The following is a 15422-nucleotide window of genomic DNA, read 5'->3' on the forward strand; positions in this document are numbered from 1 at the left end:
TTAATTTAAATATGACAAACTCAATTGATAAAACAACGCAGGATTTTCGGCATGAAGCCAATGACCCGCATTTGGGATAGTTTCAAGAATAGCTTTTGGAAATTGTACTTTGATAGCTTCAAAATCTTCATCCAAAATATAATTTGAATTGCCGCCACGAATAAAAAGTGTTGGTTTTTCAAAAACTAAATCCGCTGGCAAAGAAACACCAATTTCGGTGATTTTTTTATTAAAAACCGCCAAATTAAATCGGAACGCCAATTGACCTGGCTCTTGCCAATATAAATTTTTCAATAAAAATTGTCGCGTTCCAAAATCAGGAATGTACTGCGAAAGTATTCCCTCCACATCATTCCTACTTGGTTTTTGAGAAAAATCAACCGCATTCAATCCCGCCAAAATATCTTGATGATGGGGTGCATAATATTTAGGTCCAATATCAGCCACAATTAATTTTTCGACCAAATCAGGATAACGCGCCGCTAAAAGCATCGCCGTTTTTCCACCCATAGAATGACCAACAACATTAATTTTTTCCAAATGATGTGCTGCACAATACTGCACAATATCTTGCACCATCAGTTCATAACTAAATTCTTCCGACTGAAAGCTTCTTCCATGATTGCGTAAATCCAAAATATGGACTTCAAAACCTTCGGAAGCAAATTGCACTCCCATAGTTTTCCAATTATCAGACATTCCCAAGAATCCGTGAAGAATCAAAAGTGGTTTACCGGAACCTTCTATTTTTGAATATAACATACTACATTATTTTGAGCTGCGTGAGGGATAAAGGCGATATCCTCGTAGTGCAACGGAGAGATAAAGCCGAAAGCCCGACCCGAAGGGACACGCCCCAATTATTTTAATTTTTGCAAATACATATTAACCACATTGTCCAAACCTAGATACAAGGCTTCGGAAATTAGCGCGTGACCGATGGAAACCTCCAATAAACCTGGAATATTTTGTTTGAAAAATTGAATGTTATCCAAACTCAAATCGTGTCCTGCATTGATTCCTAACCCCAATTCATTGGCTAAAACTGCCGAAGCTACATACGGTTCAATCCCTTTTTCGTTCCCTAAATCGTATTGATGTGCAAAGGCTTCTGTGTACAACTCGATTCGGTCAGTTCCTGTTTTTTTTGCTCCTTCAATCATTTCTAGAACAGGATCCACAAAAATTGAAGTTCGGATGCCGTTGCGTTGAAATTCTTGAATCATCTCGGTCAAATACACTTGGTTTTTTACCGTATCCCATCCTGCTGAAGAGGTTATTGCACCAATAGCATCGGGAACTAAAGTTACTTGGTCTGGTTTGCATTCTAAAACCAAATCAATAAAATTATGTTGCGGATTCCCCTCTATATTGTACTCGGTATACACAATCGATTTCAAATCGCGCGCATCTTGATAGCGAATATGACGCTCATCTGGACGCGGATGAATAGTGATGCCTTGTGCACCAAATTTTTGAATATCAGTAGCTACTTTCAGCAAATCAGGCACATTTCCGCCACGAGCATTTCGTAAAGTGGCTATTTTATTGATATTTACACTTAACTTTGTCATAAAATCTACTAATTAGTTTATTAAACTATTTTGCGGATACAAAAATACAAAGTAAAAGATAGGAGTTTCTCCCTTTTTTTGATTATTTTGCATTAACTATTGAGGATTGATTTTATGACAGCGATTACAGACTACATCAATAACGATTTTAGAGCCATTGACAGCCAAGAAACTATTTTGGCGGTACAAGACTTTTTTATGGATACCACATTCTCTCATTTTCCAGTTTTGGAAAATGGAATATATATTGGTAGTGTTGTTGCCGACGACTTAGAAACCTTTGATAGCGACAAAAAAATTAGTGATTACAAATACACTTTGGAACCTTTTTTTGTAAGAACCAATATGATTTGGTTAGATGTTTTGGAAGTTTTTGGTAAAAATCATTCCGATATCGTTCCTGTTTTGGACGAAAACAATCACTATGTGGGCTATTATGAACTAGCTGAAATTATGAAATTTTTTCATGAAACGCCGTTCATCAAAGAAGCTGGAGGCATCATCATTGTAAAAAAACCCTTGATTGATTACTCTATGAGCCAAATTACTCAGATTGTAGAAAGCAATAATGGAAAATTATTAGGCCTTTTTGTTTCTGATTCAAATACCGAAACCATCGAAATTACTATCAAAGTGACTCTAGGCATTATGAATGATATCATTCAAACCTTCAGACGCTACAATTATGAAATTATATCCGAACATGAAGAAGATAATTACATCAATAGTCTCAAAGAACGTTCTGATTATTTGGACAAATACCTCAATATTTAACTTCGCGTTAATCCATAGCAAATGAAAATAGCCATCTACGGACAATATTACCTCAATAGTACAGAACCAATTATTAAAGACATTTTTGTTTTTTTTAAAAAGAACAATATTGAGCTCATTATCGAATCAGCATTTCTTAAAATGTTGCACGAAAAAAATATTATTCATGAAACCTACCAAACGTTCTCCTCTCATACCGAATTAGATGCAAGTTTTGATCTATTAATTAGTATTGGTGGAGACGGAACCATTTTGCGAGCCGCTACTTTAGTACGTAATTCTGGAGTCCCTATTTTAGGTATCAATGCCGGTCGATTAGGCTTCTTGGCTACGGTGCAAAAAGAAAATATTGATTCGTTCTTACAATTTGTAATCGATAAAAAATACAGCATTTCCAAACGAACCTTACTTGGGCTAGATTGTTCGCCTGAAAACGAGGCCATCAATGAAATTAATTTTGCTATGAATGAAATCACCGTAAGTAGAAAAGACACTACTTCGATGATTACCATAGAAACTTATTTGAACGATGAATTTCTAAATTCGTATTGGGCAGATGGTTTAATCATTTCTACTCCAACAGGCTCTACAGGATATTCTATGAGTTGCGGAGGTCCTATTTTAACTCCGGAGGTAAAAAGCTTGGTAATTACCCCTATTGCTCCTCATAATTTAAACGCTAGACCTCTTGTTATTCCAGACGATACCGAAATCAAACTACGCGTAACAGGTCGCGAAGACCAATATTTAGTTTCGCTTGACTCCCGAGTAACTACGGTTAAAAACGAATCCATTTTAATTATCAAAAAGAATCCTTTCGAAATTAATATGATCGAAATTCCAGAAGAGACTTTCTTAAAAACCTTGCGCAACAAATTACTTTGGGGTGAGGACAAAAGAAATTAAATTGATTTCATACTATTTAATCCTATCTTTCGTTTAAATTATCTATTCTGAATTGACATTACGCTTATCAAGTTCAGAAATAAATGACATTTACTTAACGAACAGTATTTCGGATTGATAATTCTTATATTTGCACCCAATTTTTATTTCAATGAATAAAGTCATTCATGTATTGGTAAGTTTCTTTTGCTTTATAAGTACTCAAGCTCAAATTAATGAGTTGGGTGTTTTTGTTGGCGGAAGCAACTATATAGGAGATGTTGGTACCACTACCTATATCAATCCCAATAGCCCTGCAATAGGATTGATTTATAAATGGAATAAAACACCCAGACATTCTTGGCGATTTTCTTATATTCAATCAAAAATAATAGCAAAAGATACTGATTCTAAAGAAATTGGACGAAAGTTAAGAGGTTTTGAGTTTCAAAACAACATAAAAGAACTTGCTGGGGTATCGAATTTAATTTTTTTAATTTTGACATCAACAATCCACTAGAAAGACGATTTACACCCTATGTTTTTACAGGGCTTAGTTTAAGCTTTTACGATAGCTTATTTTTCAAATATGGTCACGCTGAATTTGATTCAAAAGAAAAAACACTCGCTTTACCAATAATTTTAGGTGTAAAATCCAATTTAACTTCTAATTTTGTGCTTGGTTTAGAAATAGGGGCTCGATTTACATTTGCAGACGATCTAGATGGTAGTTTCCCTAAGAATGAAAACTGGCAACCTCTAAAATTTGGAAATTTAAACAACAAGGATTGGTACGTGTTTTCAGGTATAACTATGACCTATACGTTTGGTAATAAACCTTGTTTTTGCGCAGAATAAAATGGAATTAATAAATAGTATTGATAAAGATAAACTTCCTAAGCATATTGCTATTATCATGGATGGCAATGGTCGTTGGGCAAAACAGCGAGGACTTTTGCGCGCTTTAGGTCATGAAAACGGAACCAAATCGGTAAAAAAAGTAATTGAAGTTTGCGCAAAATTAGGCATTGAAAACCTTACTCTATACGCATTTTCTACTGAAAATTGGAACCGTCCCAAATTAGAGATCGAAGCGTTAATGCGTATATTAGTTAACTCTTTAAAAAAAGAACTTCCTACTTTAGAGAATAACAATATTAGGTTAAATGCTATTGGAAATCTTAGTCTACTCCCAAAAAGTGCACAAAAAGAACTTCAAGAGGTAATTACTAAAACAGCAATCAACACACAGCTTACTTTAACACTAGCTTTAAGCTATGGTTCTAGAGAAGAAATTGTAAATGCTGTCAAAAAAATCAGTGATAAAGTTAAAAATAATATAATTTCAATAGACACTATTGACGATTCAATTATAAATGAGCATCTTTACACACAAAATCTCCCTGAAGTAGATTTGCTAATACGCACTAGTGGGGAACATAGAATAAGTAATTTTCTGCTTTGGCAAATTGCCTATGCGGAATTATATTTTACCGATATCTTATGGCCTGATTTTAAAGAACAAGATCTTTATCAAGCGATTATAAGTTATCAAAAAAGAGAACGTAGATTTGGAAAAACAAGCGAACAGATTAAATAATTTTTTAGTGTTACAAAAAAATATAAAAATAACCCTATGTCTATTGTTTTTTGGATGTTTTTTTCATGCAAAAGCACAAGATAGAGTCCCTTTTGATCAAGGAAAAAAATATATCTTAGGAGATGTAAATATAGTTGGCAAAGTAACATTCAACGCTCAAACCGTTGTAACCTTTACTGGCCTTGAGAAAGGGAAAGAAATTAGCATTCCTGGAGAAGAGATTAGTAGTGCTATTAAAAAGCTAGGAAAGCTAGGTCTTTTTAATGAAATATCCTTTTATGTTAATAAGATTCAAAATGATAGTGTTTTTTTAGACCTCCATTTAGAGGAGCTTCCTAAACTAAACAAAGTAAAATTTGTAGGACTAAAGAAAAGTAAAACCGAAAGTCTAATTAAAGATAATGGACTGACTGAAAATAAAGTTGTTAATGAAAATTTAATCACTACAACTAAAAATTATATTGAAAATAAATACAAAAAAGAAGGATATTACAATACTAAAGTTACCATCAACACTATTGTAGATACTACCACTATTAACCAAGTAAATATGGTACTCAACATTGACAAAGGTACCAAGGTTAAAATAGATGAAATTGATTTTGTAGGTAATTCAAAAATATCGGATAGAACATTGCGAAAAGCAATGAAAAATACAAAACAAAAAAAACTTACTCGTATTTTTAAAGCTTCGAAATTTATCAAAGATAAATACAAAACAGACTTAGAAAAAGTTATAGATATATATAAAGAAAAAGGATTTAGAGATGCCCGAATAGTTTCTGACACAGTATCGTATAACAAGGAAAAAAATAGTTTAGCGGTCAAAATCAAAGTCGAAGAAGGAAATAAGTATTACTTTGGTAACATTAAATTCTTAGGAAACACCGTTTACCCCGATCAAGGTTTAAGTAAAGTTTTAGGGGTAAAAAAAGGAGATGTATATAATGGTGTATTGTTAGAAAAAAGAATCGCCGACAAGTCAAAACCTGACGGTGAAGACATCACAAATTTATACCAAAATAATGGGTATTTATTTTCTAGCATTAACGCTGTTGAAGTAAAAACCGCAAATGATACTATAGATTTTGAAATAAGAGTTACAGAAGGACCTATTGCTTATTTTAATAAAATATCTGTAGTGGGTAATGACAAAACAAACGATCATGTTATTTATCGTGAATTGCGAACCAAACCTGGAGAAAAATACAGCAAAGAAGAGCTTGTGAGAACCATTCGTGAGATTGGACAACTTGGTTTTTTCGACCCAGAAACTATTGACCCAAAGTTCAAGAACGTAGATTCGGGTGCGGGCACCGTGGATATAGAATACCATCTTACTGAGAAGGGAGCGAGCCAAATTGAACTTCAAGGTGGTTATGGGGGCGGTGGCTTCATCGGTACCTTAGGATTATCTTTCAATAATTTCTCAGCAAGAAATATGTTGAAAAAAGAAGCCTACAGACCTTTGCCTATGGGTGATGGTCAAAAAGTATCATTACGTTTACAAGCAAGTACCTATTTTCAAACCTACAGTGCTTCATTTTCTGAACCTTGGTTTGGAGGAAAAAAACCAGTTCAATTTAGCTCTTCATTATCCTATACTAAACAATTTTTAAACAATTACATTACATACAAAGTAGATAAAACTAAGAGTTTTAATATACTTACCTTATCAGTAGGACTAGCAAAAAGATTAACCGTTCCTGATGATTTCTTTGTTTTGTCTCAAGCCATCAGTTATCAACATTATGATTTAAATAACTACAATACCGGACTATTTACTTTTGGAAATGGTACTTCAAGAAATTTTGCTTATACGATTGGTTTAACTCGAAATAATAAAGGTGTAAATCCTATATTCCCTACTTATGGTTCTGAATTTAGTATTACTGCAAAACTAACTCCTCCGTATTCGCTATTCAATAAAATAGATTATTCAAATCTTGGGAATCAAGAGGCTTACAAATACAAATACACCGGAACCACTTATACAGGAGCTAATGGAATACAAGTAAACGAAGGAGATTATTTAGCTGCTGTACCTAGTAGTACGAATCCGTTCCCAAATAGTGTAGCAAATTATCAAGACGCCGCAGCAGATCCTGCTAAAGTTGATCAAAAGAAATTTAATTGGCTTGAATACTATAAAATAAAATTCAAAGCAGATTGGTATACAAAAATTTATGGTAAATTAGTTCTTCGAAGTCTTTCTGAATTTGGATTTATGGGAGCTTACAATCAAAATAGAGGTGCAATTCCTTTTGAAAGATTTTTCCTAGGTGGGGATGGTATGGCTATGTACGCTATGGATGGTAGAGAAACTATTCAACTAAGAGGATATCCTAATAACTCTCTAACACCAATAAACAGTAATGGAGAGCAAGTTGGAGCAACCGTATACAATAAATTCTCAATGGAATTAAGATATCCAATAACACTAAAAGCTTCTGCTTCAATTTATGCTTTAGCCTTTTTAGAAGCAGGCTCTGCATACGATTCCTTCAAGAATTTCACACCGTTTTCTTTAAATCGATCAGCAGGACTAGGATTAAGAGTCTTTATGCCGGCATTTGGTTTATTAGGAATTGATTTTGGCAAAGGCTTTGATGCGCTTCCAGGACAAACTACTCCAAATGGATGGGAAACACACTTTATAATTGGACAGCAATTCTAAAAATAGTTGCATTTTCTAAAACATCAAGTTATGAGAAAACAATTTTTATTTCTATTTTTAACCCTGATTGGATCTTTTGGTGCTAAGGCACAAACAAAAAGTCCCAAAATAGGTTATATAGATATGGAATACATTTTACAAAATGTATCCAATTACAATGAAGCTCAAAATCAATTAGAACAAAAAGCTCAAAAATGGAAACAAGAAATTGAAACTAAAAAAAATGAAATACAAAAGCTTGTTGATGCACTAAAAATAGAAAAACCGCTTTTGACTAAAGAACTTATTGAAGAGAGAGAAACTGAAATCAAATTTTTAGAAAAAGAACTAATTGACTTTCAACAAAAAAGATTTGGAGCTAATGGCGATTTAATCCAACAAAAAATGGTTTTAGCCAAACCTATTCAAGATCAAGTTTTTACAACGGTTCAAGATATTGCAGAAGCCAAACAATTTGATTTTATTTTTGATAAATCATCCGATTTAACAATGCTTTTTGCAGCCAAACGATTTGACATCAGTGACCAAGTTTTACGTGTCTTAAACAGAACCGAAAAAAGAGACCAGCTTTCTAAGAAACAACAAAAAGAGATAGAAGAAAAAGAAAAGAAAGAAGATGAACTGAATGAAAATCCTAATCTAAAAGAAAGACAAAAACTTTTAGACGAAAAGAAAGCTGCTCGAGAAAAAATAATAGCTGAAAGAAAATTACAGCAAGAAACAAAGAAAAAAGAATTTGAAGAACGAAGAAAAAAACTAGCCGAAGAAAAAGAAGCTAAAAAAAATAACACCTCTGGTGTAAGCTCAGTTGGAGTAAACCCTGAAACAACTAAACTAGCGCAAGAGAAAATAGAGGCTGCTGAATTAACCAAAAAAAAGCAGGCCGAAGAAAAACAAAAAGCAATTGAAGAACGTAAAAAAGTTATTGAGGAAAACAAAAAAGCGTTAGAAGAAAAACGAAAGAAAGCAATTGAAGATAGGGAAGCTAAAAAAAATGGCATGGTTTCTGAAAAAGCACCTACTGTAACTGTCGATTCTACAAAAATTAAAATAGAAGAAGCCAAACAGAAACAAGCAGTAGCAAAGCAAAAGGCTCTAGAAGAGCGCAAACGAATTATAGAAGAAAACAAAAAAGCACTAGAGGAAAAGAGAAATAAAATTATTGAAGAAAAAGCAGCTGCAAGAAAAGCAGCTGAAGAGAAGTTAAAAACAAATACAAACAAAAATTAATTATTAAATACCTTAAAACAATGAAACAAATCAAGACTTTAGTAATCGCTACAATACTAATCTTAGGAGCAAATCAAACTATTAATGCTCAAGCAAAAACGGCTCATGTAGATGTAAATGAAATCATGGCTAAAATGCCCGCTATGTTAGATGCTCAAAAACAATTAGAAAAATTAAGCACTACTTATGATGCTGATTACAAAAAAATGGTGGAAGAATATCAAGGAAAATTAAAAAAATACGAAGCTGAAGCTGCGACTGTAACTGAAGCTGTAAATGGCGAACGCTCTAAAGAGGTGCAAGACATGCAAAAAAGAATAGTTGACTTTAGAGATAACGCTCAAAAAGAATTACAACAGAAAGAATCTGATATTGTAAAACCATTGATGGAAAAAGTACGAGCTTCTATTCAGAAAGTAGGAAAAGCAAAAGGTTTCCAATACGTATTAGACGGTTCTTCTCTTTTATTAGCTGATGGTCCAAATTTGACTGCTGATGTAAAAAAAGATTTAGGTTTCTAAAATAAACCAAATAAAAATACAAAACTGCTCGTTACTATAATTTAGGCGAGCAGTTTTTTTTTGATCCAATATAAATGTAGGAAATTTAAATTGTAGCTCGTAACTTTGTTTCTATGGAGAATAACCAACCTATCGGAATTTTTGACTCTGGCATTGGAGGCACCTCTATTTGGCAAGAAATACACCAATTACTTCCCAATGAGAAAACCATCTACTTAGCTGATAGTATAAATGCTCCTTATGGTCAAAAATCAAAACAAGAAATAATTGATTTGAGCATGAAAAATACTGATTTTCTGCTTAAAATGAATTGTAAGTTGATTGTCGTAGCTTGTAATACTGCTACGACAAATGCCATCCAAGAATTAAGAGCTAAATACAATGTGCCTTTTATTGGAATTGAACCCGCCATAAAACCTGCAGCAACTAATTCGAAAACACAAACTATTGGAATCTTAGCAACCAAAGGAACACTTAATAGTGAATTATTCCACAAAGCAACCGAAATGTATCAAGATACTACAATCATGGAACAGGTAGGACACGGTTTAGTTCAACTTATTGAAGGAGGTAAAATCAATTCGCCAGAAATGGAAGATTTACTCCACTCCTATTTACAACCAATGATTGATGCCAATATTGATTATTTAGTATTAGGTTGTAGTCATTATCCATATTTGATTCCGCAAATTAAGAAAATACTACCCGAACACATTCAAATAATCGATTCAGGTCAGGCAGTTGCCCGACAAACACAAAAGGTATTAGAAGAAAAAGTAGGCGTTTCCAATTTGCAAACACCTGAACCTATTTTTTATACTAACACAAATCCAAAAGTATTATTAGAAATTTTAAATGGAAAATATACAGTGGAACAAATTGATTTTTAAAAAGAAAACTATTCTTCTTTAAACCAATTAGAATACATTACATAGTTATTTGAAATACGTTCAATTTCACCTGCAAAATCAGATTGATTGATATCTTTCACCTTTTTAGCTGGAACTCCTGCCCAAATAGTTCCTGATTCTACTATAGTATTTTGAGTAATTACAGAACCCGCTGCTACAATTGAATTACTTTCTATGACGCAGTTATCCATCACAATAGCTCCCATACCAATTAAAACATTGTCATTGATAATACAACCATGAACAATCGCATTGTGACCAATAGATACATTATTCCCTATAACAGTAGGATGTTTTTGATACGTACAATGAATAACAGCTCCATCCTGAATATTCACTTTATCACCTATAGTAATACAATTAACATCTCCTCTAATAACTGCATTAAACCAAACACTACAAGAATGTCCTAGAGTTACTTCTCCTACAATAGTCGCATTTTCAGCAACATAACAATCTTCGGGGATTATAGGTGATTTCCCATTAACTGATTTGATTAACATACTATACAATTAATTAATAGCTGGACAATGACAATCGTAATGTTCTCGTTTACAAAATAAATTCATTCCCAAGGTAATTTGATGATAACCTCCTGTGTCAAACAACACTGGTCCCGAAACTTTTGAATACGTATAAGCAATCATGAATTTTTTATAATTAACCCCAAAAAAAGGTGTGATATACTGCAACTTTTGGCTTGCAACTCCTGTTGTAGTTACATATTGAGCTCCCTCAAAACTTCTTCTATAAGACAATCCACCCCAAACAGTCCCTATAGGTAATTCTTTATGAAGTTTAATATTAAAGTCGATTAATTTTTCTTTCGTCTTATCAATCAATTGAAATAAGATGGAAGGTTCCCAAAGGAAAGTATCTTTATTACCAAAAACATATCCTGTACTCAATAAGTATTTTCTTAAATTATTACTTTCAAAATCACTATACAAAGCTCTTCGAGTTTCAATAGCACCTTGAATCGTAACATGTGCATAAAAATTCAAGAAATTGTACGACATCCCAAAATCAACATTTGAGTAAGAACTCTTTTGAACTTGCCCAAAAACAATCGGGTCATAATCTGTAAAAGTAGTCTCATCCAATTGACTTTGAATAAACCCCACACTCATACCAAAAGAAAGCTGATTTAAATCAATCTCATCTCTAGAAAACATAATGTGATGAGCATAAGTCAATTTTACTCCTTTTTGCGAATGATACCCATTCTTATCATTAAAAACAATAATTCCCGCTCCTGACTTTTCTCCAACTCGACTATTAAAACTTATGGTTTGCAATTCTGGCGCATCTTCTTGGCCTAACCATTGTTTACGTCCTGTTATTCTTAATTTATCACAATTAGCAGCTCCTGCCATTGAAGGATGTAAAAGATAATAATTGTCAGTCAAATAATCCGAGTACACTGGTATTCCTTCTTGCGCTTTGGAAGAAAACGGAATTAAAAAAACAAGAAGCAAAAATTTTAACTTATTATACACTCTTTAGAAAAATTTGATTTTTAAATTAACGTTACTATTATAATAGTATTGTTTTTAATTATCAAATATAACGATTCAAAGAAAATAACTTTAGTAAATTTGCAAAAAAATAAAACTCATGACAAAAGTTACCATAAAAGAAACTCAAAATCCAACCATATTAAAATTTGAATTTTCTGATTTTATTACTCAAAATGAAAATTTTGAATTTAAAAATATTGATGAAGCAGGAGCTTCTCCCTTGGCACAACAACTTTTTTATTTACCTTTTGTAAAAACAGTTTATATTTCGGGGAATTTCATCGCAATTGAACGTTTTAGCATTGTAGAATGGAACGATGTAAAAGAGGCTGTTGCTGAACAAATTGAGAAATTTGTTGCTGATGGCGGAATAATCATCAAACAAGACGAGAACAAAGCAAAAAAACAACCCATCACCGTTTACGGAGAAACCACACCAAACCCATCGGCTTTAAAATTTGTAGTAAGCCGAATGCTAACACGAAACGCTGTCGAGTTTAAAAATATTGATCAAACAGCTTCATCACCCTTGGCAAAAGAATTGTTTAAATTCCCTTATGTAAAGGAAATTTTTATTGACGAAAACTACATTTCAGTTACTAAATATGATATTAATAATTGGGATGAAATCACGTTGGAATTACGAAGTTATATCAAACAGTTTATTGAAAACGGAGGAACAGTATTAGAAGAAAATTTTGTTCAAAAAACGATTGTTGAAGAAACTAAAAAGTCAGAGGATTTTGGCAACCTAGATATTACTTCACAAAAAATTATCAGCATTTTAGAAGAGTATGTTAAACCTGCTGTAGCTTCTGATGGTGGTAATATTGCTTTTGAATCCTACGATGAAGAAAATAAAGTAGTGAAAGTGATTTTACAAGGTGCTTGTAGCGGATGCCCTTCTTCTACATTTACTTTAAAAAGCGGAATTGAAAGTTTACTTAAAACAATGCTCAATGACGATACCATTATAGTAGAAGCGGCAAACGCTTAATCATCCAAATACCAAAAGCGTTTCATGTAGAAACGCTTTTTTTAGCATCAAAAAAATGAACGAGCTTCACTTAGAAACCAGTCCTTATTTACTACAACACGCCAATAATCCAGTCTTTTGGAAAGCCTGGAATAGCGCTTCTTTGGCTGAAGCCAAAGAAAAAAACCAACTTATCATTATCAGCATTGGTTACTCAGCTTGTCATTGGTGTCACGTAATGGAACATGAAAGTTTTGAAAATGAAGCCGTAGCTACCGTAATGAACACTCATTTCGTTAATATTAAAGTAGATCGAGAAGAACGTCCTGATGTAGATGCTGTGTACATGAAAGCGGTACAAATCATGACAGGTCACGGTGGTTGGCCTTTAAATATTGTAGCACTCCCTGACGGTCGACCTGTTTGGGGTGGCACTTATTTTAGAACGAACGAATGGATAGATACTTTGGAACAGTTGCAAAAAATGTATCAATTGGCACCTGAAAAAATGGTAGACTATGCCGAAAAATTGCATCAAGGAATTGAAGCTATTTCCATAATCCAAAATGACGGTAGTGAAAATTCCAATCAAAAATTGCTTTTAGAAAATTTAGTCTCCAAATGGAAAAAGAGTTTTGATTGGGATTTTGGTGGCATGGCAAGAGCGCCAAAATTCATGATGCCCAACAATTATCAATTCCTACTTCGTTATGCTCATCAAAATAAGGACGCTGAATTGTTAGAATTTGTGAATCTCACTATAACAAAAATGGGATATGGCGGAATTTTTGACACTGTTGATGGCGGATTTTCTCGCTATTCAGTTGATTTAAAATGGCATGTGCCTCATTTTGAAAAAATGTTATACGACAATGGACAACTGATTTCATTGTACAGCGACGCATACAAGTTGACACAGAATCCACTGTATAAAGAAATCATTGAGAAATCATTAGATTTTGTAAAAAAAGAATGGAAAACTGCTGAAGGCGGATTCTTTTCTGCTTTGGATGCTGATAGTTTGAATGACAAAAACCATTTAGCAGAAGGTGCTTTTTATGTTTGGAAAATTCCTCAATTAAAGACAATTCTAAAGGAGGATTTTTACTTATTCAGTCAAGTGTTCAATATTAATTCTTTTGGCTTATGGGAAGATGAAAATTATGTTTTAATTCAGAATCAAAGTATCGAAACTATTGCCAAACTCAATCAACTTACTACAACTGAATTAGAAACCAAAAAGAAAATCTGGGAGCGACTACTTTATAACGAAAGAGAAAAACGATCTAAACCAAGATTAGATGATAAATGTCTAACTTCTTGGAATGCCTTAATGCTAAAAGGATATATTGATGCTTTTAAAGCATTAGGAAACCAAGAATATCTCGATATTGCCCTTGAAAATGCCAACTTCATCATCAAAAAGCTGTGGTCAAATGAAGGAAATTTATTCCACAGTTATAAAAATGAGAAAAGCACCATAAATGGTTATTTAGAAGATTATTGTTTTGTAATTGCAGCTTTTATTGCTTTATATGAAGTCACATTTGAAGAAAAATGGCTTTACGATGCCAAGCAACTTACGGATTATACCCTAGAACATTTTTACGATGAGCAACAAGCATTTTTTAGATTCACTTCGGATAAAGACGAAGCGTTAATCAGTGTGCATTTTGAAACGGAAGACAATGTAATTCCGGCTTCCAACTCAGTGATGGCAAAAAACCTATACCAACTCAGTATCTATTTTGACAACTCGTATTACGAAAAGGTAGCCAAACAAATGCTCACTATTCTTTTACCTAATATCGATTATCCATCGGCTTATTCCAATTGGTTGGATTTGGCTTTAACTATATCTGAACAAAATAAAGAATTGGCTATTTGTGGAACAGATGCAAGAGAAATAAACAAAATGATTAGAGCTTTATATTTTCCGAATGTAATTATTGCAGGGAACGAAAAACCATCGCGCTTGCCTTTCTTACAAAATCGTTTTGTTGAAGGTAAATCCCTCTTTTATGTTTGCCAAAACAAAACGTGCCAATTACCTTTGGAAGATTTTCAAGAAGTGATTAACCAACTTTCTTAGAAGTAGTAATCATAAAATCTTTTAAATAATACGGTTCAAAATAAGCTACATCTTCAAATTCATTATTTTGGAATTTAAAGAAACTCAAAACACTCATCTCTTTTGCCGAAGGGTATTTAATCTCTTCTAAGAAAATAAAATTAGGTTTTGTTAAAACAGCTTTACATTTATCGGCGCAATCGCCAACAAAATAAACCGTTCCCGAAATTGTGTCAAAAGAATTTTCAGTAATAATTTCCGCCCGAACCTCACGTCGCTTTTCTAATTTGGAATTAAAAATAGCACTATACACTTCCATTCTTCGAGCATCGATCATTGGAACAATTAATCCTTCTGTGACTTTTACTTGAGAGGCTAACACTTGCAAAGTATCTACCGCAATTAAAGGAATATCTAAGGTAAAACACAAACCTTTAGCGGCAGAAACTCCTATTCGTAATCCCGTATAAGAACCCGGACCTTGACTCACTGCAACTGCTTTTAGATTTTGGAAACAAATCCCTGCTTCTAGTAAGGTTTTTTCAATAAGGACATGTAACTGTTCTGCATGAGAATACCCCTCTTCTGCAATTTCATTACAAAGAATAGTTTGCCCATCTTTTGCCAAAGCTACAGAACAGTTTTTTGTAGCCGTTTCTATATTTAAAATATAATGCAACGCT

General features: G+C 33.2%; 14 protein-coding genes and 1 pseudogene. 10 read left to right on the top strand and 5 right to left on the bottom strand.

Translation table 11 applies throughout. The annotated features are described in order from the left end of the window. Together MG292_RS01250 and MG292_RS01255 are read right to left on the bottom strand one after the other, a co-directional pair. On the bottom strand, window positions 1-762 hold the full coding sequence (locus MG292_RS01250) for an alpha/beta fold hydrolase (protein ID WP_264534502.1): 762 nt from the start codon (window positions 760-762) through the stop codon (window positions 1-3). A gap of 98 nt (window positions 763-860) precedes the next feature. Then, window positions 861-1574, bottom strand: a complete 714-nt coding sequence (locus tag MG292_RS01255) for a pyridoxine 5'-phosphate synthase (RefSeq protein ID WP_264534501.1) — start codon at window positions 1572-1574, stop codon at window positions 861-863. Between the two features lie 114 nt (window positions 1575-1688). Here MG292_RS01255 and MG292_RS01260 point away from each other — a divergent pair, with 114 nt between their 5' ends. The 8 genes and pseudogenes from MG292_RS01260 (at window position 1689) to murI (ending at window position 10151) form a co-directional block, all read left to right on the top strand. After that, window positions 1689-2348: a CBS domain-containing protein gene (locus tag MG292_RS01260; protein ID WP_264534500.1), complete on the top strand. Its 660-nt coding sequence runs from the start codon at window positions 1689-1691 to the stop codon at window positions 2346-2348. Between the two features lie 21 nt (window positions 2349-2369). Next, window positions 2370-3254, top strand: a complete 885-nt coding sequence (locus tag MG292_RS01265) for an NAD kinase (RefSeq protein ID WP_264534499.1) — start codon at window positions 2370-2372, stop codon at window positions 3252-3254. A gap of 151 nt (window positions 3255-3405) precedes the next feature. Next, window positions 3406-4091: pseudogene (gene porG, locus MG292_RS01270) on the top strand (type IX secretion system protein PorG). Window position 4092: 1 nt separating this feature from the next. Continuing rightward, on the top strand, window positions 4093-4833 hold the full coding sequence (locus MG292_RS01275) for an undecaprenyl pyrophosphate synthase (protein ID WP_264534497.1): 741 nt from the start codon (window positions 4093-4095) through the stop codon (window positions 4831-4833). Then, window positions 4805-7510, top strand: a complete 2706-nt coding sequence (gene bamA / locus MG292_RS01280) for an outer membrane protein assembly factor BamA (RefSeq protein ID WP_413614229.1) — start codon at window positions 4805-4807, stop codon at window positions 7508-7510. Before MG292_RS01275 ends, bamA begins: the two co-directional genes overlap by 29 nt. Window positions 7511-7540: 30 nt before the next feature. Further along, window positions 7541-8740, top strand: coding sequence for an OmpH/Skp family outer membrane protein (locus MG292_RS01285; protein WP_319799844.1), 1200 nt, complete (start codon window positions 7541-7543; stop codon window positions 8738-8740). A gap of 20 nt (window positions 8741-8760) precedes the next feature. Next, window positions 8761-9261: an OmpH/Skp family outer membrane protein gene (locus MG292_RS01290; RefSeq protein WP_264534495.1), complete on the top strand. Its 501-nt coding sequence runs from the start codon at window positions 8761-8763 to the stop codon at window positions 9259-9261. A 113-nt stretch (window positions 9262-9374) separates the two neighbouring features. Continuing rightward, window positions 9375-10151 carry a glutamate racemase gene (murI, locus tag MG292_RS01295; protein WP_264534494.1) on the top strand — a complete coding sequence of 259 codons (777 nt, stop codon included), beginning with the start codon at window positions 9375-9377 and terminating at the stop codon, window positions 10149-10151. Window positions 10152-10159: 8 nt separating this feature from the next. Here murI and MG292_RS01300 read toward each other — a convergent pair whose 3' ends face one another. Further along, window positions 10160-10675 (bottom strand): gamma carbonic anhydrase family protein, encoded by a 516-nt coding sequence (locus tag MG292_RS01300; protein WP_264534493.1) that lies wholly within the window; start codon window positions 10673-10675, stop codon window positions 10160-10162. A gap of 9 nt (window positions 10676-10684) precedes the next feature. Continuing rightward, window positions 10685-11671 carry a PorP/SprF family type IX secretion system membrane protein gene (locus MG292_RS01305; RefSeq protein ID WP_264534492.1) on the bottom strand — a complete coding sequence of 329 codons (987 nt, stop codon included), beginning with the start codon at window positions 11669-11671 and terminating at the stop codon, window positions 10685-10687. Between the two features lie 118 nt (window positions 11672-11789). Here MG292_RS01305 and MG292_RS01310 point away from each other — a divergent pair, with 118 nt between their 5' ends. Beyond that, window positions 11790-12689 (top strand): NifU family protein, encoded by a 900-nt coding sequence (locus MG292_RS01310; RefSeq protein WP_264534491.1) that lies wholly within the window; start codon window positions 11790-11792, stop codon window positions 12687-12689. Between the two features lie 55 nt (window positions 12690-12744). Beyond that, on the top strand, window positions 12745-14760 hold the full coding sequence (locus MG292_RS01315; protein ID WP_264534490.1) for a thioredoxin domain-containing protein: 2016 nt from the start codon (window positions 12745-12747) through the stop codon (window positions 14758-14760). Here MG292_RS01315 and tsaB read toward each other — a convergent pair. Beyond that, the gene (gene tsaB, locus MG292_RS01320) at window positions 14744-15418 is read right to left on the bottom strand and encodes a tRNA (adenosine(37)-N6)-threonylcarbamoyltransferase complex dimerization subunit type 1 TsaB (protein WP_264534489.1); all 675 of its coding nucleotides are present in this window, start codon (window positions 15416-15418) and stop codon (window positions 14744-14746) included. The genes MG292_RS01315 and tsaB overlap by 17 nt on opposite strands. Window positions 15419-15422 lie beyond the last annotated feature (4 nt).

The sequence above is a fragment of the Flavobacterium keumense genome (genome assembly GCF_029866485.1).
Lineage (GTDB): Bacteria > Bacteroidota > Bacteroidia > Flavobacteriales > Flavobacteriaceae > Flavobacterium > Flavobacterium keumense.